The organism is Pandoraea sp. ISTKB, from assembly GCF_001721285.1.
Taxonomy (GTDB): domain Bacteria; phylum Pseudomonadota; class Gammaproteobacteria; order Burkholderiales; family Burkholderiaceae; genus Pandoraea; species Pandoraea capi.
In genome coordinates this window covers 44,558-66,688 of sequence record NZ_MAOS01000048.1, presented here as the reverse complement: position 1 = coordinate 66,688, position 22,131 = coordinate 44,558, and the positions used below count along the sequence as shown (strand labels likewise).

General features: G+C 64.3%; 18 protein-coding genes. 13 read left to right on the top strand and 5 right to left on the bottom strand.

All coding sequences use genetic code 11. From position 1 onward, the window contains the following. Positions 1–131: 131 nt before the first annotated feature. Positions 132–938, bottom strand: coding sequence for a basic amino acid ABC transporter substrate-binding protein (locus A9762_RS18675; protein ID WP_069343509.1), 807 nt, complete (start codon positions 936–938; stop codon positions 132–134). An 84-nt stretch (positions 939–1,022) separates the two neighbouring features. Further along, positions 1,023–1,799 carry an enoyl-CoA hydratase gene (locus A9762_RS18670; protein ID WP_069343508.1) on the bottom strand — a complete coding sequence of 259 codons (777 nt, stop codon included), beginning with the start codon at positions 1,797–1,799 and terminating at the stop codon, positions 1,023–1,025. A 595-nt stretch (positions 1,800–2,394) separates the two neighbouring features. Between A9762_RS18670 and paaN the strand changes: the two genes are divergently transcribed. From paaN to paaK, 5 genes are all read left to right on the top strand, one after another. Beyond that, positions 2,395–4,089, top strand: coding sequence for a phenylacetic acid degradation protein PaaN (gene paaN / locus A9762_RS18665; protein ID WP_069343507.1), 1,695 nt, complete (start codon positions 2,395–2,397; stop codon positions 4,087–4,089). A 188-nt stretch (positions 4,090–4,277) separates the two neighbouring features. Continuing rightward, on the top strand, positions 4,278–5,480 hold the full coding sequence (gene pcaF / locus A9762_RS18660; RefSeq protein ID WP_069343506.1) for a 3-oxoadipyl-CoA thiolase: 1,203 nt from the start codon (positions 4,278–4,280) through the stop codon (positions 5,478–5,480). Between the two features lie 28 nt (positions 5,481–5,508). Next, positions 5,509–6,297 (top strand): 2-(1,2-epoxy-1,2-dihydrophenyl)acetyl-CoA isomerase PaaG, encoded by a 789-nt coding sequence (paaG, locus tag A9762_RS18655; protein WP_069343505.1) that lies wholly within the window; start codon positions 5,509–5,511, stop codon positions 6,295–6,297. A gap of 161 nt (positions 6,298–6,458) precedes the next feature. Continuing rightward, on the top strand, positions 6,459–6,917 hold the full coding sequence (paaI, locus tag A9762_RS18650) for a hydroxyphenylacetyl-CoA thioesterase PaaI (RefSeq protein ID WP_371443114.1): 459 nt from the start codon (positions 6,459–6,461) through the stop codon (positions 6,915–6,917). 99 nt (positions 6,918–7,016) lie between these two features. Next, positions 7,017–8,312 carry a phenylacetate--CoA ligase PaaK gene (paaK, locus tag A9762_RS18645; RefSeq protein ID WP_069343504.1) on the top strand — a complete coding sequence of 432 codons (1,296 nt, stop codon included), beginning with the start codon at positions 7,017–7,019 and terminating at the stop codon, positions 8,310–8,312. 118 nt (positions 8,313–8,430) lie between these two features. Here the strand turns inward: paaK and A9762_RS18640 are convergent, their stop codons facing one another. Together A9762_RS18640 and A9762_RS18635 are read right to left on the bottom strand one after the other, a co-directional pair. Further along, the gene (locus A9762_RS18640; RefSeq protein ID WP_240493625.1) at positions 8,431–9,150 is read right to left on the bottom strand and encodes an SDR family NAD(P)-dependent oxidoreductase; all 720 of its coding nucleotides are present in this window, start codon (positions 9,148–9,150) and stop codon (positions 8,431–8,433) included. Positions 9,151–9,685: 535 nt separating this feature from the next. Beyond that, on the bottom strand, positions 9,686–10,828 hold the full coding sequence (locus A9762_RS18635; protein WP_069343503.1) for a murein transglycosylase A: 1,143 nt from the start codon (positions 10,826–10,828) through the stop codon (positions 9,686–9,688). On the opposite strand from A9762_RS18635, the gene A9762_RS18630 reads away from it, so the two are divergent. Beyond that, positions 10,827–11,084 carry a hypothetical protein gene (locus A9762_RS18630; RefSeq protein ID WP_069343502.1) on the top strand — a complete coding sequence of 86 codons (258 nt, stop codon included), beginning with the start codon at positions 10,827–10,829 and terminating at the stop codon, positions 11,082–11,084. The genes A9762_RS18635 and A9762_RS18630 overlap by 2 nt on opposite strands. A 28-nt stretch (positions 11,085–11,112) precedes the next feature. Here the strand turns inward: A9762_RS18630 and apaG are convergent, their stop codons facing one another. Then, a complete protein-coding gene (gene apaG, locus A9762_RS18625) occupies positions 11,113–11,487 on the bottom strand; it encodes a Co2+/Mg2+ efflux protein ApaG (RefSeq protein WP_039393382.1) in 375 nt (124 codons plus the stop codon). Between the two features lie 366 nt (positions 11,488–11,853). On the opposite strand from apaG, the gene rpe reads away from it, so the two are divergent. The 7 genes from rpe (at position 11,854) to A9762_RS18590 (ending at position 22,124) form a co-directional block, all read left to right on the top strand. Continuing rightward, positions 11,854–12,534: a ribulose-phosphate 3-epimerase gene (gene rpe / locus A9762_RS18620; protein WP_039406078.1), complete on the top strand. Its 681-nt coding sequence runs from the start codon at positions 11,854–11,856 to the stop codon at positions 12,532–12,534. After that, positions 12,531–13,247, top strand: coding sequence for a phosphoglycolate phosphatase (locus A9762_RS18615; protein ID WP_069343501.1), 717 nt, complete (start codon positions 12,531–12,533; stop codon positions 13,245–13,247). Before rpe ends, A9762_RS18615 begins: the two co-directional genes overlap by 4 nt. Positions 13,248–13,636: 389 nt before the next feature. Further along, the gene (trpE, locus tag A9762_RS18610) at positions 13,637–15,142 is read left to right on the top strand and encodes an anthranilate synthase component I (RefSeq protein WP_069343500.1); all 1,506 of its coding nucleotides are present in this window, start codon (positions 13,637–13,639) and stop codon (positions 15,140–15,142) included. 315 nt (positions 15,143–15,457) lie between these two features. Further along, entirely contained in the window at positions 15,458–17,020 is a 1,563-nt protein-coding gene (locus A9762_RS18605) for an efflux transporter outer membrane subunit (RefSeq protein WP_083254081.1), read from the top strand. 19 nt (positions 17,021–17,039) lie between these two features. Further along, a complete protein-coding gene (locus A9762_RS18600) occupies positions 17,040–18,113 on the top strand; it encodes an HlyD family secretion protein (RefSeq protein ID WP_069343499.1) in 1,074 nt (357 codons plus the stop codon). A 10-nt stretch (positions 18,114–18,123) separates the two neighbouring features. Then, positions 18,124–20,886 carry a ribosome-associated ATPase/putative transporter RbbA gene (gene rbbA / locus A9762_RS18595; protein ID WP_083254076.1) on the top strand — a complete coding sequence of 921 codons (2,763 nt, stop codon included), beginning with the start codon at positions 18,124–18,126 and terminating at the stop codon, positions 20,884–20,886. A 113-nt stretch (positions 20,887–20,999) separates the two neighbouring features. After that, the gene (locus tag A9762_RS18590) at positions 21,000–22,124 is read left to right on the top strand and encodes an ABC transporter permease (RefSeq protein ID WP_069343498.1); all 1,125 of its coding nucleotides are present in this window, start codon (positions 21,000–21,002) and stop codon (positions 22,122–22,124) included. Positions 22,125–22,131 lie beyond the last annotated feature (7 nt).

Sequence of the window (22,131 nt, the reverse complement as noted above, 5' to 3'; positions counted from 1 at the left end):
GATATTAGTGAAAACCCCGAACCTTGGCAACCCCCTTTGTGAAAATAATTTGAAAACCCATGAAAAAGCCCCGTCGCGACGGGGCTTTTTCATTTCACACGGCACCTGCCGGTGCCGTGTCGCGCCTGAAATCAGGACTTCTTCTTGCCGAAGTAACGCTCGTAGATCGCATCGTAGGTGCCATCGGTCTTGACCGCCTCGATGCCCTTGTTGATCTTGGCAAGCAGTTCCGCATCACCCTTACGAACGGCAATGCCGTAATACTCCTTCGGGAAGTTGCTGTCCGCGACCGTGCGCAGCTTGGCATTCGGATTATTCGCAATGAAGTTCACCACGACACCGTTATCTGCGACCACTGCATCCACGCCACCGGCTTCCAACTCCTTCATGGCCAGCGGCGTACCTTCGAAGCGCTTCACCGACGGATTATTCTTGCCCATCAGCTTCTGAACGACTTCATCGCCCGTCGTCGCCGTTTGCACGCCGACCTTCAGCGACTTCAGATCGTCGAACTTCTGCACTGTCGAGTTCGACGGCACGGCGATCAGCTGCGACGCCTCGAAGTAAGGCGTCGAGAAGTCCATCTGCTTGCTGCGCTCGTCCGTAATCGTGATCGCCGAAATGAGGATGTCGCGATCGCCCTGCACGAGCGAATTGAAGATGCCCTCGAACGGCGTGTTGATGAATCGAATGGAGATGCCCGCCTTGTCGGCGACAGCCTTCATCACATCGATATCGAAGCCGGCGATCTGGCGATTATCGGTTTCATATTCGAACGGCGCATAAGCGGCGTCCGAGCCGACGACGTACACAGGTTGCGAGCCATCCGGCCCAACAGAACGGCCCGCAGCCGTTTCTTCCTTCTTCCCGCAGGCACTCAACAGCAGCCCCGAGGCCACCACCAGGGCCAGCGCAAATGCACGTCGTTTCATCGACATCGTTTCGTCCCTTGCTGAAAAAACCGGCAGACTATCATAGGACGACCGCCTCTCAGCAGGCCGTCCCGGCTTTTCACAACAGTTTCAACGATGCTTGAAAACCGGCTTGCGCTTCTCCACGAACGCTGCCATGCCTTCCTTCTGATCTTCCAGCGCGAACAGCGAATGGAACATCCGGCGCTCGAATTGCACGCCCTCGTCGAGCGTCGACTCGAAGGCGCGGTTGACGGATTCCTTGGCCGCCATGACGACCGGCAGCGAGAATTCGCAGATGGTGTTGGCCGCACCGATCGCCTCGTCGAGCAGCTTCTCGAACGGCACGATGCGCGACACAAGGCCCGCACGCTCGGCTTCGGCGGCATCCATGAAGCGCGCCGTCAGACACATGTCCATCGCCTTGGCCTTCGACACCGCGCGCGTCAGACGCTGCGTGCCGCCCGCGCCCGGAATCACACCGAGCTTGATTTCCGGCTGGCCGAATTTCGCGTTGTCGGCCGCGATGATGAAGTCGCACATCATCGCCAGTTCGCACCCGCCGCCGAGCGCAAAACCCGACACGGCAGCAATCACCGGTTTACGGATACGGCGCACCGTCTCCCAGTTACGCGTGATGTAGTCGCCCTTGAAAACGTCGGCGAAGGTGTACTTCGACATCATGCCGATGTCCGCCCCTGCGGCGAACGCCTTCTCGCTCCCGGTGATCACCATGCAGCCGATGGCCTCGTCCGCATCGAATGCGGTGAGCGCGGCGCCCAGTTCGTCCATCAGCGCATCGTTCAGCGCATTGAGCGCTTTCGGACGATTCAGCGTGATCAGACCGACGCGGCCGCGCGTCTCCACCAGAATGTTCTCGTACGTCATCCTCTTACTCCTCCAGTCAAAGTCTCGTCTTGTGGTTCGGGGGCAGGCGCTTGTCCGGGCACGAAGGCATCGCACGCGGACAACCGCCGAAAACGGTTAAGGCGATAGACACGCCATTGGTTCGCAACGGCGCTGCGCCGCACACGGCGGGCCAGGGTTGGCAGCCTGCCGGGCGTCGACTGCAGTGGTTAGGCATGATGCCATCGATCCCCAGGCCACGCATCAGTCATTCCGCCACGCAGATCGGCCACCGCGGCGCACGTCAAAACATCATCCCGGCGGTGATATGGCGCACAACGACTCGGAACATTCCTATATATAGAAGGCCACCGACCGACTCGTCGCCCGCCCCTTCCTGTTGCCGATCTCCTGCGCGCCCACCCGTCGGGGAAAACCCGGCGTCATCGTGCGCCACGCCCGGAAGATTTGGTGCTATATTAACAAACCAACCGGTCGGTCAATTAATGTTGACGAGAAACATGATTGAGACGAACCGGTGCCGTCCCCTGCGTCTTGCCGCGCGAGCCACAAACTTGCCCGCAGGCACAGACAGCGAATCCGCCAGCCGCATCCCGACACGGACAGATCCACGACCATGACTCATCCCCTCTTCGCCAAACACCAAGAGACTCTCGAGCGCGCCCTTCAGGCCATCGCCACGCGTGGTTACTGGAGCCCGTTCACGGAAATGCCGAGCCCGCGTGCTTATGGCGAGACGGCCGCAGCCGACGGCGAAGCCGCCTTCAAACAATATCTGAACGCCGCCTTCCCGCTGGAACAGCGCGGCAGCACGGGCAGCGCAGGCCAGGAAGTCTCGCCGTTCGGCTTCGCACTCGGCACCACCTATCCCGGTTTCGAGATCGACACCCTGCTCGCCCGCGTGAGCGACGCCCACAAGTCGTGGCGCGCCGCCACCCCGGACGCCTGGGTCGGTGTCTCGCTCGAAATCCTCAAGCGCCTGAACGCCCGTAGCTTCGAGATGGCCAACGCCGTGATGCACACGACCGGTCAGGCGTTCATGATGGCGTTCCAGGCCGGCGGCCCGCACGCACAGGATCGCGGCCTCGAAGCCGTGGCCTACGCCTGGGACGAACTGCGCCGCATTCCTGCGAACGCCTACTGGGAAAAGCCGCAGGGCAAGAACCCGGCACTGGCGATGGAAAAGCGTTACACCGTCGTGCCGCGCGGCGTGGCGCTGGTGCTCGGCTGCTGCACGTTCCCGACGTGGAACGGCTACCCCGGCCTGTTCGCCAGCCTCGCGACCGGCAATGCCGTGATCGTCAAGCCGCACCCGGGCGCCATTCTGCCGCTCGCCATCACCGTGAAGATCGCGCGAGACGTTTTGAAGGACGCCGGTTTCGATCCGGACGTCGTCACGCTCGCCGCCACCAATCCGAACGACGGCGAGATCGTCCAGCAACTGGCCAAGCGCGGCGAAGTGCGCGTGATCGACTTCACCGGCAGCACCGCCAACGGCGACTGGCTCGAAACCAACGCCCGTCAGGCGCAGGTCTACACCGAGAAGGCCGGCGTGAACCAGATCGTGATCGATTCGACGGACGATCTGAAGGGCATGGCCCGCAACATCGGCTTCTCGCTCGCGCTGTATTCGGGCCAGATGTGCACCGCGCCCCAGAACATCTACATTCCGCGTGACGGCATTCAGACGCCGGAAGGCAACGTGTCGTTCGACGAAGTCGTCGCCGCCATTGCCGGCAGCGTGCAAAAGACGTGCAGCGACCCGGCCAAGGCCGTCGAGCTGCTCGGCGCGATCCAGAATGAAGGCGTGCTCGCCCGTATCGACGAAGCCCGCAAGGTCGGCCGCGTGGTGCTCGACAGCCAGACGCTCCAACACCCGGCCTTCGCCGACGCCCGCGTGCGCACCCCGCTGATCGTGGCACTCGATGTTGCCGACGAAGCCACCTACACCCGCGAGTGGTTCGGCCCGGTCACGTTCGTGATCGCCGTCGACAGCAGCGCGCAAGCCTTTGCTCTGGCCGGACGCACCGCCGCCGAGCACGGCGCCCTCACGCTGTCGGCTTACACCACGACCGCAGAAGGCGAAGCCCAGGCGCTCGACGCCGCCATCGAAGGCCGTGTCGCGCTGTCGCTCAACCTGACCGGCGGCGTGTTCGTCAACCAGTCGGCGGCCTACTCCGACTACCACGGCACGGGCGGCAACCCGGCTGCAAACGCCAGTCTGGCGGACGCCGCTTTCGTCGCGAACCGTTTCCGCGTCGTGCAAAGCCGTCACCACGTGCCGGCCAAGTCCGAAGCCGGCGCCGCTTGAGTCCGATCGAGTCTTAAGCCACATCTATATAGAGAGGACGGGAATCTCCTCACGCCAGCGCGACGGTAAGTCACTACCATAGTCACTCACCGTCGCCCGTCGGCCCCATCGTCGCACTGCGGCCTGCGCGGCGCCCGACGACGGCAGCGACCCTCCCGCCCCAAAAGCCAAGACAGGAAAGAGACACCATGACCGAAGCCTTCATCTGCGACGCGATCCGCACCCCCATCGGCCGTTACGGCGGTGCGCTGAAAGACGTGCGCGCCGACAACCTCGGGGCGATTCCCCTCAAGGCGCTGATGGCGCGTAACCCGAACGTGGACTGGACGCTGATCGACGACGTCATCTACGGTTGCGCGAATCAGGCAGGTGAAGACAATCGCAACGTCGCCCGCATGGCCTCGCTGCTCGCCGAACTGCCGATCGACGTGCCGGGCGCCACGCTCAACCGCTTGTGCGGCTCGGGCATGGACGCCATCGGCACGGCCGCGCGCGCCATCAAGGCAGGCGAAGCCGGTCTGATGATCGCCGGCGGCGTAGAGTCGATGACGCGCGCACCGTTCGTGATGGGCAAGGCCGACAGCGCGTTCTCGCGTCAGGCCGCGATCTTCGACACGACCATCGGCTGGCGCTTCATCAACCCGCTGATGAAGGCACAGTACGGCGTGGACTCGATGCCGGAGACGGCCGAGAACGTGGCGGACGACTTCAAGATCAACCGCGAAGATCAGGATCGCTTCGCGCTGCGCAGTCAGGAGAAGGCCGCGCGCGCTCAAGCCGACGGCACGCTCGCTCAGGAAATCACGCCGGTATCCATCGCCCAGAAGAAGGGCGACGCGATCGTCGTCGAGCATGACGAGCACCCGCGCGCCACGAGCATGGAAGCGCTCGGCAAGCTCAAGGGCGTGGTCCGCGCAGACGGCACGGTCACCGCAGGCAACGCTTCGGGCGTGAACGACGGCTCGTGCGCCCTGCTGCTCGCAAGCGAAAGCGCCGCCAAGCTGCACGGTCTTACACCGCGCGCCCGCGTGCTCGGCATGGCCACGGCCGGTGTCGCCCCGCGCATCATGGGCATCGGCCCGGCCCCGGCCACGCTCAAGCTGCTCAAGCAACTGAACATGACGCTCGACCAGTTCGACGTCATCGAACTGAACGAAGCCTTCGCCAGCCAGGGGTTGGCCGTGCTGCGTCAACTCGGCATTGCCGACGACGATGCGCGCGTGAACCCGAATGGCGGCGCGATCGCGCTGGGCCACCCGCTGGGCGCGTCGGGCGCTCGTCTGGTGACCACGGCGATGTATCAGCTGCACCGCACCGGCGGACGCTTCGCGCTGTGCACGATGTGCATCGGCGTGGGGCAAGGTATCGCCATCGCCATCGAACGCGTCTGATTCCACATCCCCGGAGGAAGCCCCCGCCATGACGACCACCGCCACGGTTCAACTGACGCTAAAAGATAACGTCGCGACGATCACGCTCAACCGTCCCGAGAAGCTCAACAGCTTCACGCGGCAAATGCATGCGGAACTGCGTGACGCCCTCGACGCCGCGCAATCCCAAGGCGCCCGCGCCATCGTGCTCACGGGTGCCGGACGCGGCTTCTGCGCCGGTCAGGATCTGGCGGATCTCGACTTCACGCCGGGCGCCTCGACGGATCTCGGCGCGCTGATCGACGAGAACTTCAACCCGCTCGTGCGTAAGCTGCGCGCCCTGCCGATGCCGGTGATCGCGGCCGTGAACGGTATCGCCGCCGGCGCAGGCGCAAATCTGGCGCTCGCGTGCGACATCGTGCTCGCCGGGGCCTCCGTCAACTTCATTCAGGCATTCGTGAAGATCGGCCTCGTGCCCGACACCGGCGGCACGTGGTTCCTGCCGCAACGCGTGGGCATGGCCCGCGCGATGGGGCTGGCCATGCTGGGCGACAAGCTCTCGGCCGAGCAAGCCGAGCAGTGGGGCCTGATCTGGCGCTGCGTCGACGACGACGCATTGCTGCCCGAAGCTCAAAAGCTCGCCACGCAACTGGCCACGCAACCCACGAAGGCGCTCGCGACCATCAAGCACGCGCTCTACGCGTCGACGACCAACACGCTCGACCAGCAACTCGACCTCGAACGTGATGGACAGCGCTCGCTGGGGGCGTCCTACGACTACGCGGAAGGCGTGAACGCATTTCTGGAAAAGCGTGCACCGAAGTTCGAAGGACGCTGATCGCAGCACCTGACAGGCAACACCCGGCACGCAACACGCACCGAAAGCAGGACCAAGGAAAAAGCAGAACAACGCAGCGACGACGCACATCAGATGCCAAAACCACGCGCTGCGCGAGAGACCGACGACATAACAAGACAAGAGACAACGAGGAGCCCCCGATGAGCCAGACCTCCACTGCCGCCAAGGCCGTCAGCGAGATGACCCCGGAAGAACTTGCCCACGCCACGGGCGTGGCCATGTACAGCACCGACCGCGCAAGCCAGTGGCTGGGCATGGAGTTGCAGGAAGTGCGTCCGGGCTATGCCCGCATGACGATGCGCATCCGCGACGAATTCCTCAACGGCCATGCCATTTGCCACGGCGGTCTGATGTTCACGCTGGCGGATTCGACCTTCGCGTTCGCATGTAACAGCTACAACGTCGTCACCGTCGCCGCCGGTTGCAGCATCGAATTCCTCAAACCGGTGTCGGGTGGCGACACGCTCACCGCCGAAGCGCAGGAGCAGGTGCTCTCGGGACGCCACGGCATTTACGACATCCGTTTGACGAACAATGCCGGCGAAGTGGTGGCGATGTTCCGCGGCAAGTCCGCACAGATCAAGGGCAGCGTTGTCTGATATGCCCGGCAACACGCGCGTCCGGGCACGGACATGCGGGAAACAACCGTAACAAGCCAAACGTAACAAGCGTAAGAAGCAAGACCCAAGGAGACAGTCATGACCACCGCCCTGCCGCTCGAGCCGATCGAGAAAGCGAGCCTCGACGAACTGCGCGCCCTTCAGCTCGACCGTCTGAAGACGACGTTGCGGCATGCCTATGAGAACTCGCCGGTGTATCGCCGGAAGTTCGAAGAAGCCGGCGTCCATCCGGACGATCTGACCTCGCTGGCCGACCTGGCCAAGTTCCCGTTCACGACGAAGAAGGATCTGCGCGACAGCTATCCCTTCGGCATGTTCGCGGTGCCGATGGAGCAGGTCTCGCGTGTGCATGCGTCCTCGGGTACGACGGGCAAGCCGACGGTCGTGGGCTACACCGCCAACGACATCAGCACGTGGGCCGATCTGGTCGCCCGCTCGATCCGTGCTTCGGGCGCGCGTCGCGGCGACAAGGTGCACATCAGCTACGGTTACGGGCTGTTCACGGGCGGTCTCGGCGCGCACTACGGCGCGGAACGCGCGGGCCTGACGGTCATTCCGTTCGGTGGCGGCCAGACCGAGAAGCAGGTCCAGTTGATTCAGGATTTCAAGCCGGACATCATCATGGTCACGCCGAGCTACATGCTCGCGATTGCGGACGAGCTTGAGCGTCAGGGCATCGTGGCCGCCGAATCGTCGCTGCGCATCGGCATCTTCGGCGCCGAGCCGTGGACGAACGACATGCGCACGGCCATCGAGAAGCGCATGGGCATCGACGCCGTCGACATCTACGGTCTGTCGGAAGTGATGGGCCCGGGCGTGGCGTGCGAATGCGCCGAGACGAAGGACGGCCCGACGATCTGGGAAGATCACTTCTATCCCGAAATCATCGATCCGGAGACCGGCGAAGTGCTGCCCGACGGCGAATTCGGCGAACTGGTGTTCACCTCGCTCACGAAGGAAGCGCTGCCGATCATCCGCTACCGCACGCGCGATCTCACGCGTCTGCTGCCGGGTACGGCGCGCACGATGCGTCGCATGGAGAAGATCACCGGCCGCTCGGACGACATGATGATCATTCGCGGCGTGAACGTCTTCCCCTCGCAGATCGAAGAGCTGCTGCTGCGTCAGCCGGTGCTCTCCCCGCACTACCAGATCATTCTGGACAAGGAAGGCCCGATGGATACGATGGCCGTGGATGTCGAAGCCGCCGTCGGCTGCGACGACGCCGCAGCGTTGCAATCGGCCGGCAGCGAACTCAAGCGCGACATCAAGACGCTCATCGGCGTGTCGTGCGCAGTGCGCGTGAAGCCCGTCGGTGGCATCGAGCGCTCGGTGGGCAAGGCACGTCGGGTGGTGGACAAGCGTCCGCGCTGAGCCACAGTCACACGCTGAGCCGCCGTATGAAAAAAGCCCGCGACTTCGCGGGCTTTTTCTTTCGCATCCGGCCCGTTCGCGACGTCAACGCTCACCCGGCGCCGCAACATCGTCGACGTCAGAGGCTCGTGCCGCCATCGACCTTCATGTTCGCGCCGGTAATGAACTTGGCCTCGGGCCCGGCGAGGAACGCGGCCAGCGACGCCACGTCCTCCACTTCGCCATAGTGCCCCAGCGCAATGGACGCGCTGAGGCGTCCGGCCATCGGACCATCGGCGGGATTCATGTCAGTGTCGATTCGACCGGGCTGAATGTTGTTGACGGTGATGCCTCGCGTGCCAAGATCTCGTGCCAACGCGCGCGTCATGCTCGCCAGCGCGCCTTTGGTCGTGGCGTACACGCTCGCGCCAGCGATCGGCACGTAGTCGCTGGTAATGCTGCCGATATTGATCACACGCCCACCGTCGGGCATGAAGCGCACCGATTCCTGAATCGCGACGAATACGCCCGCGACATTCACGGCCAGCATGCGCTGCATCGTTTCGACGGGGAATTTGTCGATGGTGTCGACGTGCAACATGCCTGCATTGTTCACCAGAACGTCGATCTTGCCGAAGTGTTCCGCTGCGGTACGAATCGTGGTCTGGATCGCCTGCATGTCGGCGCCTTCCGCCTGCAACGCCATCGCCCGACCGCCCTCGCGCTCGATGTCGGCGACAAGCGACGCCGCCTCCTGTGCCGACGTCACATAGGTAATGCACACGGCGGCGCCCTCACGCGCGAAGCGACGGGCGATAGCCGCCCCGATACCTCGGCCGCCTCCTGTGATGAACGCCACTTTCCCCGACAGCGAGGGCAGCGATACGGAAGGGGCGTCAACATCGTGACGGGAAACTTCTGGGGGATTTTGCGCAGACATTTCGGGGAGCGGGAGAGCGGATGACGGATTCAATACGAGCAAGGGGGATCGGCCATGCGGACCGGGCCTGCCGGGATTCACGCCCGCAACGCCGGGCTCACCGCTGCCGACGTCGAATTGTTGATGCTTTCTCCATGGCCCGAAAGCCTCGATGCGAGCCCGTGTTGCCTGAAAAGAACAGCGGTCGGACGGGAAGCATCGCGAATGACCGGCGTTCGGCGCCACCCCGCACGAGGGCGCACCGTCGCTGCGGCGCATGAACGCGTCACGGAACCTCAACTGATCGGTGACGGCCCGGTCGCCAGCGTCACCAGACAAAACCGAAAATCTCGTGTGAAGTCGCGCGCAATACGACGTTGAGGCAATTCGCGGCGCGCGACACGAACAAAAAAGCGCGACCGCAGGAAGACACTGCGATCGCGCTTTTCATCAGGTGATGACGTTTCGCCGGGGCTTACTGGTTCGGCAAAAACACCCACATCTTGCCGCTCTGACGCATGCGTCCGGCCAGATCGCCAGCGTCGTCGCCCAGCCCCCAGAAGAAGTCGGCGCGCACGCCACCCTTGATGGCGCTGCCGGTGTCCTGCGCGAACATCAGACGGTTGATCGGCGAATTGGCTTGCGGCCCGAACGGCGGGCGGGTCGTCGACAGAAACACCGGGCTGCCCAGCGGAATCGACGCCGGATCAACGGCAATCGAGCGTTCCGCCGTGAGCGGCACGCCCAACGCGCCGATCGGCCCCTCGATACCGCCGACACCGTGGTTCGGCATCTCGCGGAAGAAGACGAAGCGCGGATTCACGTCGAGCAGCGCGTCGACACGCGACGGATTGGCGCGCGCCCACGCGCGAATGCCCTGCATCGTCGCCTGCGCAGCCGTGATCTCGCCGCGATCGATCAGCCAGCGGCCAATCGACTTGTACGGCTGATCGTTGTTGCCGCCGTAGCCCACGCGCATGACGGTGCCATCGTCGAGCAACACCTGCCCAGAGCCCTGTACTTGCAGGAAGAACGCCTCGATGGGGTCATCCACATAAACCAGCTCATACCCGCGCAACATGCCGCTGCGCATCAGTTCCGAGCGCGCGGGCAACGAGCCGGCCTTGCGCCCGGCGGGCCATTTGTAGAGCGGCGTCTGGTAGATGCCGCCACGCACGCGCGAGCCGTGCAGCAACGGCTCGTAGTAGCCGGTGATCAGGCCCGTCTGCGTGCCGTCGGAGTTCGCGATACGGAACGGCGTAAAGTACTGTTCGAAGAACTGACGCACCGACGCGGCATCGAGGTCGTCAAGCTGTTCCGACGCGCGGCAGGCCGGTTGCCACTTGGTTTGGCGACCGAGTTTCACGCAGGTCTGTGCGAGCGCCAGACGGGCGCCGATCAGGGAGTCGTCCTGCCAGCCGTCGACGTCCGCCCAAGCGACGGCCTGCATGCGTCCCGCCCCCGACGGCGGCGTTGCCACGTTCGACGGCGGAACCCCTGGACGCGACGGGGTCGACGGAGGCACACTCGAACAACCATAGAGCAATGCGGCAAACGCGGCGAGCGCCAGGCCCCGGCCGGCGCGCCACCGCCCGAACACATTCAGGAAGAGCGTCATGAGTAATCTGTTCGATGAATATCCGGCGTTGCTGGTCTTGCCGGAGGTGTTGCTGGCGATCGTGATCGTCGCCGCTATCGTCATCATGCGACGCAAGCCGTCGCCCACGCGCCGTGTCCGCCAGATGCGCGCGATCCGCCCGATGCCGAGCGATACCGTCGATCCAATCCATCCGGCCGATGCCCCTGGCGAACGGCAGCCAGAGGTCGCCGACGATCCGCTCAAACGGGAAGACTGGTCGGACGACCGGCGCTGACCTTCCGGCGTGACACGCATGCCCGGGCTCAATGCAGCGTGCGCGGCATGGTGAGCGCAAATTCAGCGATGGGCGCTTCGAAGCGCGTGCCGTCTTCGGCCACACAGAAGTATTCGCCACGCATGGTGCCCACCGGCGTGGCAACCATCGCCCAGCTCGTGTACTCGAACTGCTCGCCGGGCTGAAGGAACGGTTGATGACCGACGACACCCAGCCCGTTCACTTCCTGCACTTTGTTGTCGCCGTCAGTAATCACCCAATGGCGCGAAATAAGTTGCGCCGGCACCTCGCCGCTGTTGCGGATCGTGATCGTGTAGGCGAAAGCAAACTGCCGCCGGTCCGGTTCCGATTGTTCCGGGAGGTATTGCGGGCGCACGGTCACGGTAAATTCGTACTGGCTCATTGGATGTTCCTGTAGCGCATGCTGGCTCTCTGATGTCTTTCTGGTCTGTTGATGGTCGGCGCCCGGCCCGAGACTGGCGGGATCACGGCGCGCTCCGGCATGGTGACAGGCGTAAAACACAAGCGTTGTCCCGTTTTGCAAGGCATTCTGCGGCAAGTCGCCCCAGGTCGCAACCGGCAAACGGCCCCCGAATCGCTGGCGGCATGCGGTATTCCGACGCCCGGACGACATCAGCGACACAGCGCCGTCAGGTACGCGCGCAGGAAGACGGAAAGGCTTGCCACCAGGTCAATCCGACAGACTGCGGGCAGGCGTCATGTGAAAGCTTTAAAATAACGCTTTTGACGCTTTCCCCCTGCCCCTGCCATGACGCAATTCTGTATCGCCCCCAGCATCCTGTCCGCCGACTTTGCCCGGCTGGGCGAAGAAGTCCGTAACGTCGTGGCGGCAGGCGCCGACTGGATTCACTTCGACGTGATGGACAACCATTACGTTCCCAACCTGACGATCGGCCCGATGGTCTGCGAGGCGATCCGCCCGCACGTGGACGTGCCCATCGACGTGCACCTGATGGTGCGCCCGGTCGACCGCATCGTGCCCGACTTCGCCAAGGCCGGCGCAAACCTCATTACGTTCCACCCGGAAGCCTCGGAGCACGTGGACCGCACGCTCGGCCTGATTCGCGACAACGGCTGCAAGGCCGGTCTCGTTTTCAACCCGGGCACCCCGCTGCACTACCTCGATCACGTGATGGACCGTCTGGACATGGTGCTGATCATGTCCGTCAACCCGGGTTTCGGCGGCCAGTCGTTCATTCCGGAAGCGCTCAACAAGCTGCGCGCCGTGCGCGCCCGTATCGACGCTTATACCGCCGAGACCGGCCGTGAGATCCGTCTGGAAATCGACGGCGGCGTGAAGGTCGACAACATCGCGGAGATCGCTGCCGCCGGTGCCGACACGTTCGTGGCCGGTTCGGCCATCTTCGGCAAACCCGACTACAAGGCGGTAATCGACCAGATGCGCGCCCAACTCGCGAGCGTCGCATGATCCAGAACCCGCATCTTCAACTGGACGGCATCCGCGCGGTGCTGATCGACCTCGACGGCACGCTCGTCGATACGGCAGGCGACTTCGGTGTGGCGTTGAACGCCATGCTGGCCGACCTCGGCGCCGAGCCTGTGCCGGTCGAGCGCCTGATGACGTTCGTGGGCAAGGGCACCGCCAATCTGGTGCGCAAGACGCTGGCCGAGCGCTTCCCCGAAAGCGAGATCGACGCGCTGTTCGATCGCGCGCAGGACAAGTACGAAGCCGTCTACACGTCGGTCAACGGCGAGAACACGGCGCTCTACCCGGAAGTGCGCGAGGGCCTCGCCGCCTTGCGTGAAGCGGGCCTGCCGGTCGCGTGCATCACCAACAAGCAGCATCGCTTCGCCGTGGCATTGCTCGAACACTACGGTCTCACCGATCAGTTCGATCTGGTGTACGGCGGCGATTCGTGGCCGAAGCGCAAGCCTGACCCGATGCCGCTCGTCAAAGCCTGCGAAGCGTTCGGCGTGACACCGGCGCAAACGGTGCTCGTCGGCGACTCGGGCAACGACGCGCAGGCCGCCCGCGCCGCGGGCTGCCGCTCGCTCACCGTGCCCTATGGCTACAACCATGGCGAATCTATACAGACGATCGACACGGATGGTATAGTTGCCTCAATTCTGGGCGCTGCCCGGGCGATCCTGCCCAAAGCTGCGTCCACACTGGCGAACTGAATTCGCCGTCTTCCACACTGCATTCAAACGCAATGTTCCTGAACAAGAAACGGAGTCTTAGCGTGATCGACCGGGGGGCCTGGCCCTGGCGACGCTGGTCCTGCTGAACCCTTCCCAAAGGGGTGGCCGGGACCGCTGGAGTTCGTCTTCAGCAACCCGTTTCTTGCATCGTTGTTGTTCCCAAGAAGTCATATATCGGCGCGTCGCCTCGTACGGCGTGCGGATTCGTCGAGACGCAGGGTCGCCGTCGCCTCCGGGTGCGCGCGCTCGCTGCGGCCCGACGTGGGTCAGCACATCCACCCCCGACATGACTCAGGTATTCTCAACGCCAATCCACGCCGATTCTGCGGGACCGCCCGCCGGCAACCAACTTGCAGGCAGAGTGCAACATGACCGAACTCGAATTCAAATCGCTGGCCAACCAAGGCTTTAACCGCATTCCGCTGATCGCGGAAGCCTTTGCCGATCTCGACACGCCGCTCTCGCTCTATCTGAAGCTCGCGCTCGGCGACCGCCGTGGGGCCAACACCTTCCTGCTCGAATCCGTCGTCGGCGGTGAACGCTTCGGCCGCTACTCGTTCATCGGCCTGTCGGCCCACACGTTGCTGCGCAGCTTCGGCCCGAAGACCGAAGTCGTGCGCGACGGCACGGTCGTCGAGACGCACGAAGGCGACCCGCTCGAATTCATCACCGCGTTCCAGGCGCGTTTCAAGGTCGCACTGCGCCCGGGCATGCCGCGTTTCTGCGGTGGCCTCGCCGGCTACTTCGGCTACGACGCCGTGCGCTACATCGAGAAGAAGCTCGCGCACACCACGCCGCGCGACGATCTGAACCTGCCGGACATCCAGTTGCTGCTCACGGAAGAACTCGCCGTGATCGACAACCTCACCGGCAAGCTCTACCTCATCATCTACGCCGATCCCACGCAGCCGGAAGCCTATTCGAAGGCACGCCTGCGTCTGCGCGAACTGCGCGCCCGCCTGAAAGCACCGGTCGACGCCCCGGTCACCTCGGGCAGCGTGCGCACCGAGACCTTCCGCGAATTCGCCAAGCCGGATTATCTGGCCGCCGTCGCCAAGGCCAAGGAAGCCATCGAGGCCGGCGAGCTGATGCAGGTGCAGGTCGGCCAGCGTCTCATCAAGCCGTATCGCGACGCCCCGCTCTCGCTCTACCGCGCGCTGCGCTCGCTCAATCCGTCGCCGTACATGTACTTCTACAATTTCGGCGATTTCCAGGTCGTGGGCGCGTCGCCGGAGATCCTCGTGCGTCAGGAGCGTCGTCAGACGCCGGATGGCGAGCATGAAATCGTGACGATTCGTCCGCTGGCCGGTACGCGCCCGCGCGGCGCCACGCCGGAGCGCGACGCAGAGCTGGCGAAGGAATTGCTTGGCGATCCGAAGGAAATCGCCGAACACGTGATGCTGATCGATCTGGCGCGTAACGACGTGGGCCGCATCGCACAGACCGGCACCGTCGAAGTCACCGACAAGATGATCATCGAGAAGTACTCGCACGTGCAGCACATCGTCAGCTCGGTCGAAGGTCGTCTGCAGCCCGGTCTGTCGAACATCGACGTGCTGCGTGCCACCTTCCCGGCCGGCACGCTCACCGGCGCACCGAAGGTTCGCGCCATGGAGCTGATCGACGAACTCGAACCGGTCAAGCGCGGCCTGTACGGCGGTGCCGTCGGCTATCTGTCGTTCGGCGGGGAAATGGACGTGGCCATCGCGATTCGCACTGGCGTCGTCAAGGACGGCAACCTCTATGTGCAAGCCGCTGCCGGTATCGTCGCCGACTCGGTGCCCGAATCCGAATGGCAAGAGACGGAAAACAAGGCCCGCGCCGTGCTGCGCGCCGCCGAACAGGTGCAGGACGGACTCGACGCCGAGTACTGATCCACACGGTGCGTCGTTGTCCTTTGACGACAGACGCACCATTGCACCAATGTGAAGCGCATTGCGGTTTAAAACGCAATCGCCTCACGTGGATTGCCAGCGAACCATGCCACATCGTGAAAGGCCCCGAGTCGATGCTCTAGTCGATTCGGGGCCTTTCTTGATTTAGCACAACCGTTCGCTTTTTTCGTCTCCTCCGGTATACGCCGATTGACGTCACCCAAGATATAGTTAGGTGTCCGTCGGGAGGTCGAAGCTTCTATGGCGAAACCATGCAATCCACGTATGCGTTCCGGCGTCGCGAATATCCTTGCGATGCCCCCAACGTCCATCAGGTCCGTCAGGCTCATCAGGCCTGTGACCATCGCGGCCGTGCTGGCTGTCACGGTACTGAGCGGCTGTATATCGATGGCGCCCACTTACGAGCGCCCTGCCGCCCCTGTCCCCAATGTGTGGACACCGGATGTCAGCGCCTCCCCGGCCACCGCCACTGCGCAACCGGCATCTGCGCTCGACTGGCGTGAATATTTCGCCGATCCGCAGCTACGCAGCCTCATCGACACCGCACTCGCCAACAACCGCGATCTGCGCGTGGCACTCGCGCGTGTCGAACAATCTCGTGCGGTATATGGCATTCAGCGCGCCGATCTCTTTCCTGCATTGGGCGTCGGCGCCAGCGGAACACGTCAGCGGCTGCCCGGCGACCTGAGCCTCACCGGCAATCCCTACATCAGCAGTCAGTATCAGGTCGGCCTCGGTCTATCGACATGGGAGCTCGACTTCTGGGGCCGCATCCGCAACCTCAAGGATGCGGCGCTCGACGATTATCTGGCGTCCGATGCCTCTCGCCGCGCGCTCGAACTGAGTCTGATCTCACAAGTGGCGCAAACGTGGCTGAGTCTGCGCGAATTCGACGAACGCATCGCGCTCGCGCAACAGACCGTGGACAGCCGCGCCGAGTCGCTGCGGATTTTCACGCGACGCGAGCAAGTCGGCTCCACGTCGAAGCTCGATCTCACGGAAGTCACCACGCTCTGGCAACAGGCGCGTGCGCTGGTGACGCAACTCGAGCAGCAACGCGCCACGCAGGCGCACGCGTTGCAGGTGCTCGTCGGCGTGCCGATCGACACCTCGCCGCAAGCGCTCGACCGCATGGCCGACGACGCCAGCCTGATGCGCGATCTCGAACCCGGCCTGCCGTCGTCGTTGCTGGAAGACCGCCCGGACATCATCGCGGCCGAGTATCAACTGCGCGCCGCACACGCGAACATCGGCGCCGCGCGCGCGGCGTTCTTCCCGCAGATCACGCTGACCGGCTCCGTCGGCACCGCGAGCAGCGCGCTCGATGGCTTGTTCAAGGCCGGCAGCGCCGCATGGACATTCACCCCGAGCATCAACATCCCGATCTTTCAGGGCGGACGCCTCGTGAACAACCTCGATCTGGCCGAAGCGCGCCGGGTCGAATCGGTCGCGAACTACGAGAAGACGATTCAGGGCGCGTTTCGCGATGTGGCCGACGCACTGAGCGCACGTCGTTGGCTGGCCGATCAGGTCACGATTCTGCAAGCCACGCAGGACGCGCAGGCCGAACGCGCACGTCTTGCCAAGCTGCGCTACGACCACGGCGCCGCAGCCTTCCTCGAAGTGCTCGACGCCCAACGCGATCTCCTCGCCATCGAACAACAAACGGTCCAGACGCGCCGCGCGTTGCTGTCCGCGCGCGTGTCGCTGTACACGGCGCTCGGCGGCGGCAGTCGCCTCATGCCCGCGGCCGACACCCCTGGCGGTGCGTTCGCCCGCACGCCACGGGTGATCGAACCGGTCGCGCCGGCATCGCCAGCGTCGCCCGCAACAGCGCCGACGCAGACCGTCCAATAAATTCAAGAGGTCACAGAACATGACGCTTCCCAATACCAAAAAACTGATTCCCGCGCTGATCGTGCTCGTCGTGATCGGGCTGGCATGGTACGGATGGAAGACGTACAGCAACACCGGCCCCGGCGACGGTTTCGCCAGCGGCAACGGGCGCATCGAAGCGACCGAAGTCGACATCGCGACGAAGATGGCCGGACGCGTCGAAGCCATTTACGTGCGCGAGGGTGACTTCGTGAAGGCCGGTCAGGTGCTCGCCAAAATGCAGATCGACACGCTCTCCGCGCAACGCGACGAAGCCCGCGCCCAGTATCAGCAGGCCGTGACCAACGTTGCGGCGATTCAGGCCCAGGCCGCCGCGCGCCTGTCGGACAAAGCTACCGCCGAGGCCAACGTCGCCGCGCGCGAAGCCGAACTCGACGCCGCCCAGCGACGTCTCTCCCGCTCGGAAACGCTCTCGAAAGAAGGCGCCTCATCGGTGCAGGAACTGGACGACGACCGCGCCCGCGTGCGCAGCACTCGCGCGGCCGTAACGGCCGCACGCGCGCAAGTCGCCGCCGCCCAATCGGCCGTCGAAGCGGCCAACGCACAGGTCACCGGTTCGAAGTCGACGGTCGAAGCCGCACAGGCCACCATCAACCGCATCGAGGCCGACATCACCGACAGCGAACTGAAAGCCCCGCGCGACGGGCGCGTGCAGTATCGCGTCGCGCAACCGGGGGAGGTGCTTGCCGCTGGCGGCAAAGTGCTCAACCTCGTCGACCTGTCGGACGTGTACATGACGTTCTTCCTGCCCGAAGCCGTCGCAGGCCGCCTCGCGATGGGCGCCGAGGCCCGCATCGTGCTCGACGCCGCACCGCAGTTCGTGATCCCGGCCAGCATCTCGTTCGTCTCCAGCACGGCGCAATTCACGCCGAAGACGGTCGAGACGGAGAGCGAGCGTCAGAAGCTGATGTTTCGCGTGCGCGCGCAGATCGCCCCTGAATTACTGCAACAGCATCTAAAGCTCGTGAAGACCGGCCTGCCCGGTGTGGCATGGGTCAAGACCGACAGCAAGGCCGAATGGCCGGCCCAGTTGCAGACGAAGCTGCCGCAGTGAGTCCCGCATCATGACGGCGACCTCTCCTCCTCCCGATCGCAACACCGCGCCACCGGTCGTGCATGTGGTCGACGTCACGCTGACGTATGGCCGCAAGACCGTCGCGCTCGACAACGTCTCCATCGACATTCCGGCGAACTGCATGGTCGGTCTGATCGGGCCGGACGGTGTCGGCAAGTCGACGCTGCTCTCGCTGATCGCCGGCGCGCGTGCCGTGCAGACGGGTACCGTCGAGGCGCTGGGCGGCGACATGGCGAGCAAGGCGCACCGCGACCTCGTGTGCCCGCGCATCGCCTACATGCCGCAGGGACTGGGCAAGAACCTCTATCCGACGCTCTCCGTCGAAGAGAACCTGCAATTCTTCGCGCGCCTGTTCGGTCACGACGCCGCCGAGCGACGCCGTCGCATCGACGACCTCACTCGCAGCACCGGTCTGCACCCGTTCCTCGATCGTCCTGCGGGCAAGCTCTCGGGCGGCATGAAGCAAAAGCTCGGCCTGTGCTGTGCGCTGATCCACGACCCCGACCTGCTGATTCTCGACGAGCCCACCACCGGCGTGGACCCGCTCGCCCGCGCGCAATTCTGGGACCTGATCGCACGCATCCGGCGCGAGCGGCCGGGCATGAGCGTGATCGTCGCCACGGCGTACATGGACGAAGCGCAGCGCTTCGACTGGCTCGTCGCCATGGACGCCGGCAAGGTGCTCGCCACCGGCACGCCGGCCCAACTGCTTGAGCGCACCGGACGCGACAACCTCGAAGCGGCCTTCATCGATCTGCTACCCGACGAGAAGAAGCGCGGCTACGAGCCCGTGGTGATCCCGCCGCTGCACATCGACGAACACACGGAGATCGCCATCGAAGCCAAGGGGCTCACGATGCGCTTCGGCGATTTCGTCGCCGTCGATCACGTGGACTTCCGCATTCGGCGCGGCGAGATCTTCGGCTTTCTCGGCTCGAACGGCTGCGGCAAGTCGACCACGATGAAGATGCTCACCGGCCTGCTTCAGGCCAGCGAGGGGCAAGCGTGGCTGTTCGGCCACGAGGTCGACCCAAAGGACATCGACACCCGGCGCCGCGTGGGCTATATGTCGCAGGCGTTCTCGCTCTACACCGAACTGACGGTGCACCAGAACCTCGTGCTGCATGCGCGTCTGTTCCACGTGCCGGAAGCGGAGGTCGAATCGCGCGTTGCGGAGATGGTGCAGCGCTTCGATCTCGCGGAGGTCGTGGACTCGCTGCCCGACAGCATTCCGCTTGGCATGCGTCAACGCCTGTCGCTCGCGGTCGCGATGGTGCACAAGCCCGAACTGCTGATTCTCGACGAGCCGACCTCGGGCGTCGATCCGGTGGCGCGCGACAACTTCTGGCGTCTGCTGGTCGAGCTCTCACGTCGTGACCGTGTGACGATCTTCATCTCCACCCACTTCATGAACGAGGCCGACCGCTGCGACCGCATCTCGCTGATGCATGCCGGCCGTGTACTCGTTTCCGATCCGCCCGCGAAGATCACGCGAGACAAGGGCGCCGACACCCTCGAACAGGCGTTCATCGAATACCTCGTGGAAGCGGGCGGCGGAACCCCCGAAGCGCCGGAGACACCCAAATCGGAAGCCCCGCCGGTCGAAACGGCACACGCGAAACATAAGGGGTTCTCTCTCAGCCGCATGATCAGCTACCTCTGGCGCGAGACGCTGGAGTTGCAGCGCGACCCGGTGCGCGCCACGCTCGCGCTCGTCGGCTCGCTCGTGCTCATGCTGGTGATGGGCTACGGCATCAGCATGGACGTGGAAGACCTGCGTTACGCCGTGCTCGATCGCGACCAGACAACCCTGAGCCAGAACTACGCGCTGAACATCGCGGGCTCGCGTTACTTCATCGAACAGCCACCCATCACCGATTACGACGACATGGACCGACGGCTGCGCGACGGCGAACTGTCGCTCGCGATCGAAATCCCGCCGGGCTTCGCCCGTGACGTCTCGCGCGGCAAAGCCGTGCAGATCGGCGCCTGGATCGACGGCGCCATGCCGATGCGTGCGGAGACGGTGCAAGGCTACGTGCAGGGGATGCATCAGAACTGGCTGGCCGATCAGTCGTTGCGACGGCTCGGCGTGAGGCCCACGGCGTCGCTCGACATCGAGACACGCTATCGCTACAACCCCGACGTCAAGAGTCTGCCGGCGATGGTCCCGGCCGTGATCCCGCTGCTCCTGCTCATGCTGCCCGCCATGCTCACCGCGCTGTCCGTCGTGCGCGAGAAGGAGCTGGGGTCGATCCTGAACCTGTACGTCACGCCCGTCACGCGCACGGAATTCCTGATCGGCAAGCAGATTCCGTATGTGGCGCTCGCCATGCTCAACTTCCTGCTCATGGCGCTGATCGCGGTGACGCTGTTCGGCGTTCCCATCAAGGGAAGCTTCTTGACGCTGATCACCGCCGTCTTCATTTTCAACGTGGTCGCCACCGGCATTGGCCTGCTCGCGTCCACCTTTACCCGCAGCCAGATCGCGGCCCTGTTCTTCACGATGATCGGCACCATGATTCCGGCGATCCAGTTCTCCGGGATGATCACGCCGGTGCCGTCGATGGAGGGCTCGGGCCGGTTCATCGGCGAGATCTATCCGGCGACTTACATGCTGATCATCAGTCGGGGCGTCTTCAACAAGGCGCTCGGCTTCGGCGATCTCGGTAACGCCTTCTGGCCGATGCTCATCGCCGTGCCCGTGATTCTGGGCGCCACGATCCTGCTGCTCAAGAAACAGGACAAGTGATGGCCAGCCCGAGCACACCGCAAGCGGAAGCGCCCACCCCGCCTAATTCGCCACCACCGCCACCGCCACCGTCGACGGCAAGCGTCGCGCCACCGCGCCGCAAGCATCCGTGGTTGCGGCATCTCGCGAACATCTACCGGCTCGGCGTGAAGGAGTTATGGAGCCTCGTGCGCGATCCGATGATGCTCGTGCTCATCATCTACACCTTCACGGCGTCGGTGTATTCAGCCGCCACCGCGCAGCCCGACACGCTGCATCTGGCGCCCATCGCGATCGTCGACGAAGACGTCTCGCCGCTCTCGCAACGCATCGTCTCGGCGTTCTATCCGCCGCAGTTCACCACGCCACAAATGATCACGGCAGACGCCGTCGACCGGGGCATGGACGCGGGCGCATACACGTTCGCGCTCAACATTCCGCCGAATTTTCAGCGCGACATTCTGGCCGGACGCGCCGCCGAAGTGCAGCTCAACGTCGACGCCACGCGCATGAGTCAGGCCTTCTCCGGCAGCGGTTACGTGCAGCAGATCGTGTCGTCGGAGGTGCGCGAATTCCTTCAGCGATACCGGGCGACGCCCGAGTTGCCTGTCGATCTGGCGCTGCGCGTGCGCTTCAATCCGACGCTGGAGCGCGCGTGGTTCGGCTCGCTCATGCAGATCATCAACAACATCACCATGTTGTCGATCATTCTCACCGGTGCGGCGCTCATTCGCGAGCGCGAGCACGGCACCATCGAGCACTTGCTCGTCATGCCGGTGACACCGACCGAGATCATGCTGGCGAAAGTCTGGTCGATGGGACTGGTGGTGCTGATCGCTGCGGCGATGTCGTTGTGGCTGATCGTGAGCGGCGCGCTGCACGTGCCGATAGGCGGCTCGGTGGCCCTGTTCCTGCTCGGCGCGACGTTGCATCTGTTCGCGACCACGTCGATGGGGATTTTTCTCGCCACGCTGGCGCGCTCGATGCCGCAATTCGGCATGTTGCTGATTCTGGTACTGCTGCCGCTGCAAATGCTCTCCGGCGGGAACACGCCGCGCGAGAGCATGCCGAAGCTGGTGCAGGACGTGATGCTCGCTGCGCCCACGACGCATTTCGTCGAGCTGGGTCAGGCGATTCTGTTCCGTGGCGCCGGGATCGGCGTCGTGTGGGTGCAGTTCCTGGCGCTCGCCGTCATCGGCGCCGTGTTCTTCACCTTCTCGCTGCGGCGCTTTCGCCGCACGCTCAGTTCGATGGCGTAACGTCGCG

Coding starts and splice junctions, on each gene's coding strand:
- A9762_RS18675 (WP_069343509.1), bottom strand. CDS start 938: ATGTCGATGAAACGACGTGCATTTGCGCTGGCCCTGGTGGTGGCCTCG.
- A9762_RS18670 (WP_069343508.1), bottom strand. CDS start 1,799: ATGACGTACGAGAACATTCTGGTGGAGACGCGCGGCCGCGTCGGTCTG.
- paaN (WP_069343507.1), top strand. CDS start 2,395: ATGACTCATCCCCTCTTCGCCAAACACCAAGAGACTCTCGAGCGCGCC.
- pcaF (WP_069343506.1), top strand. CDS start 4,278: ATGACCGAAGCCTTCATCTGCGACGCGATCCGCACCCCCATCGGCCGT.
- paaG (WP_069343505.1), top strand. CDS start 5,509: ATGACGACCACCGCCACGGTTCAACTGACGCTAAAAGATAACGTCGCG.
- paaI (WP_371443114.1), top strand. CDS start 6,459: ATGAGCCAGACCTCCACTGCCGCCAAGGCCGTCAGCGAGATGACCCCG.
- paaK (WP_069343504.1), top strand. CDS start 7,017: ATGACCACCGCCCTGCCGCTCGAGCCGATCGAGAAAGCGAGCCTCGAC.
- A9762_RS18630 (WP_069343502.1), top strand. CDS start 10,827: ATGAGTAATCTGTTCGATGAATATCCGGCGTTGCTGGTCTTGCCGGAG.
- A9762_RS18635 (WP_069343503.1), bottom strand. CDS start 10,828: ATGACGCTCTTCCTGAATGTGTTCGGGCGGTGGCGCGCCGGCCGGGGC.
- apaG (WP_039393382.1), bottom strand. CDS start 11,487: ATGAGCCAGTACGAATTTACCGTGACCGTGCGCCCGCAATACCTCCCG.
- rpe (WP_039406078.1), top strand. CDS start 11,854: ATGACGCAATTCTGTATCGCCCCCAGCATCCTGTCCGCCGACTTTGCC.
- A9762_RS18615 (WP_069343501.1), top strand. CDS start 12,531: ATGATCCAGAACCCGCATCTTCAACTGGACGGCATCCGCGCGGTGCTG.
- trpE (WP_069343500.1), top strand. CDS start 13,637: ATGACCGAACTCGAATTCAAATCGCTGGCCAACCAAGGCTTTAACCGC.
- A9762_RS18605 (WP_083254081.1), top strand. CDS start 15,458: ATGCCCCCAACGTCCATCAGGTCCGTCAGGCTCATCAGGCCTGTGACC.
- A9762_RS18600 (WP_069343499.1), top strand. CDS start 17,040: ATGACGCTTCCCAATACCAAAAAACTGATTCCCGCGCTGATCGTGCTC.
- rbbA (WP_083254076.1), top strand. CDS start 18,124: ATGACGGCGACCTCTCCTCCTCCCGATCGCAACACCGCGCCACCGGTC.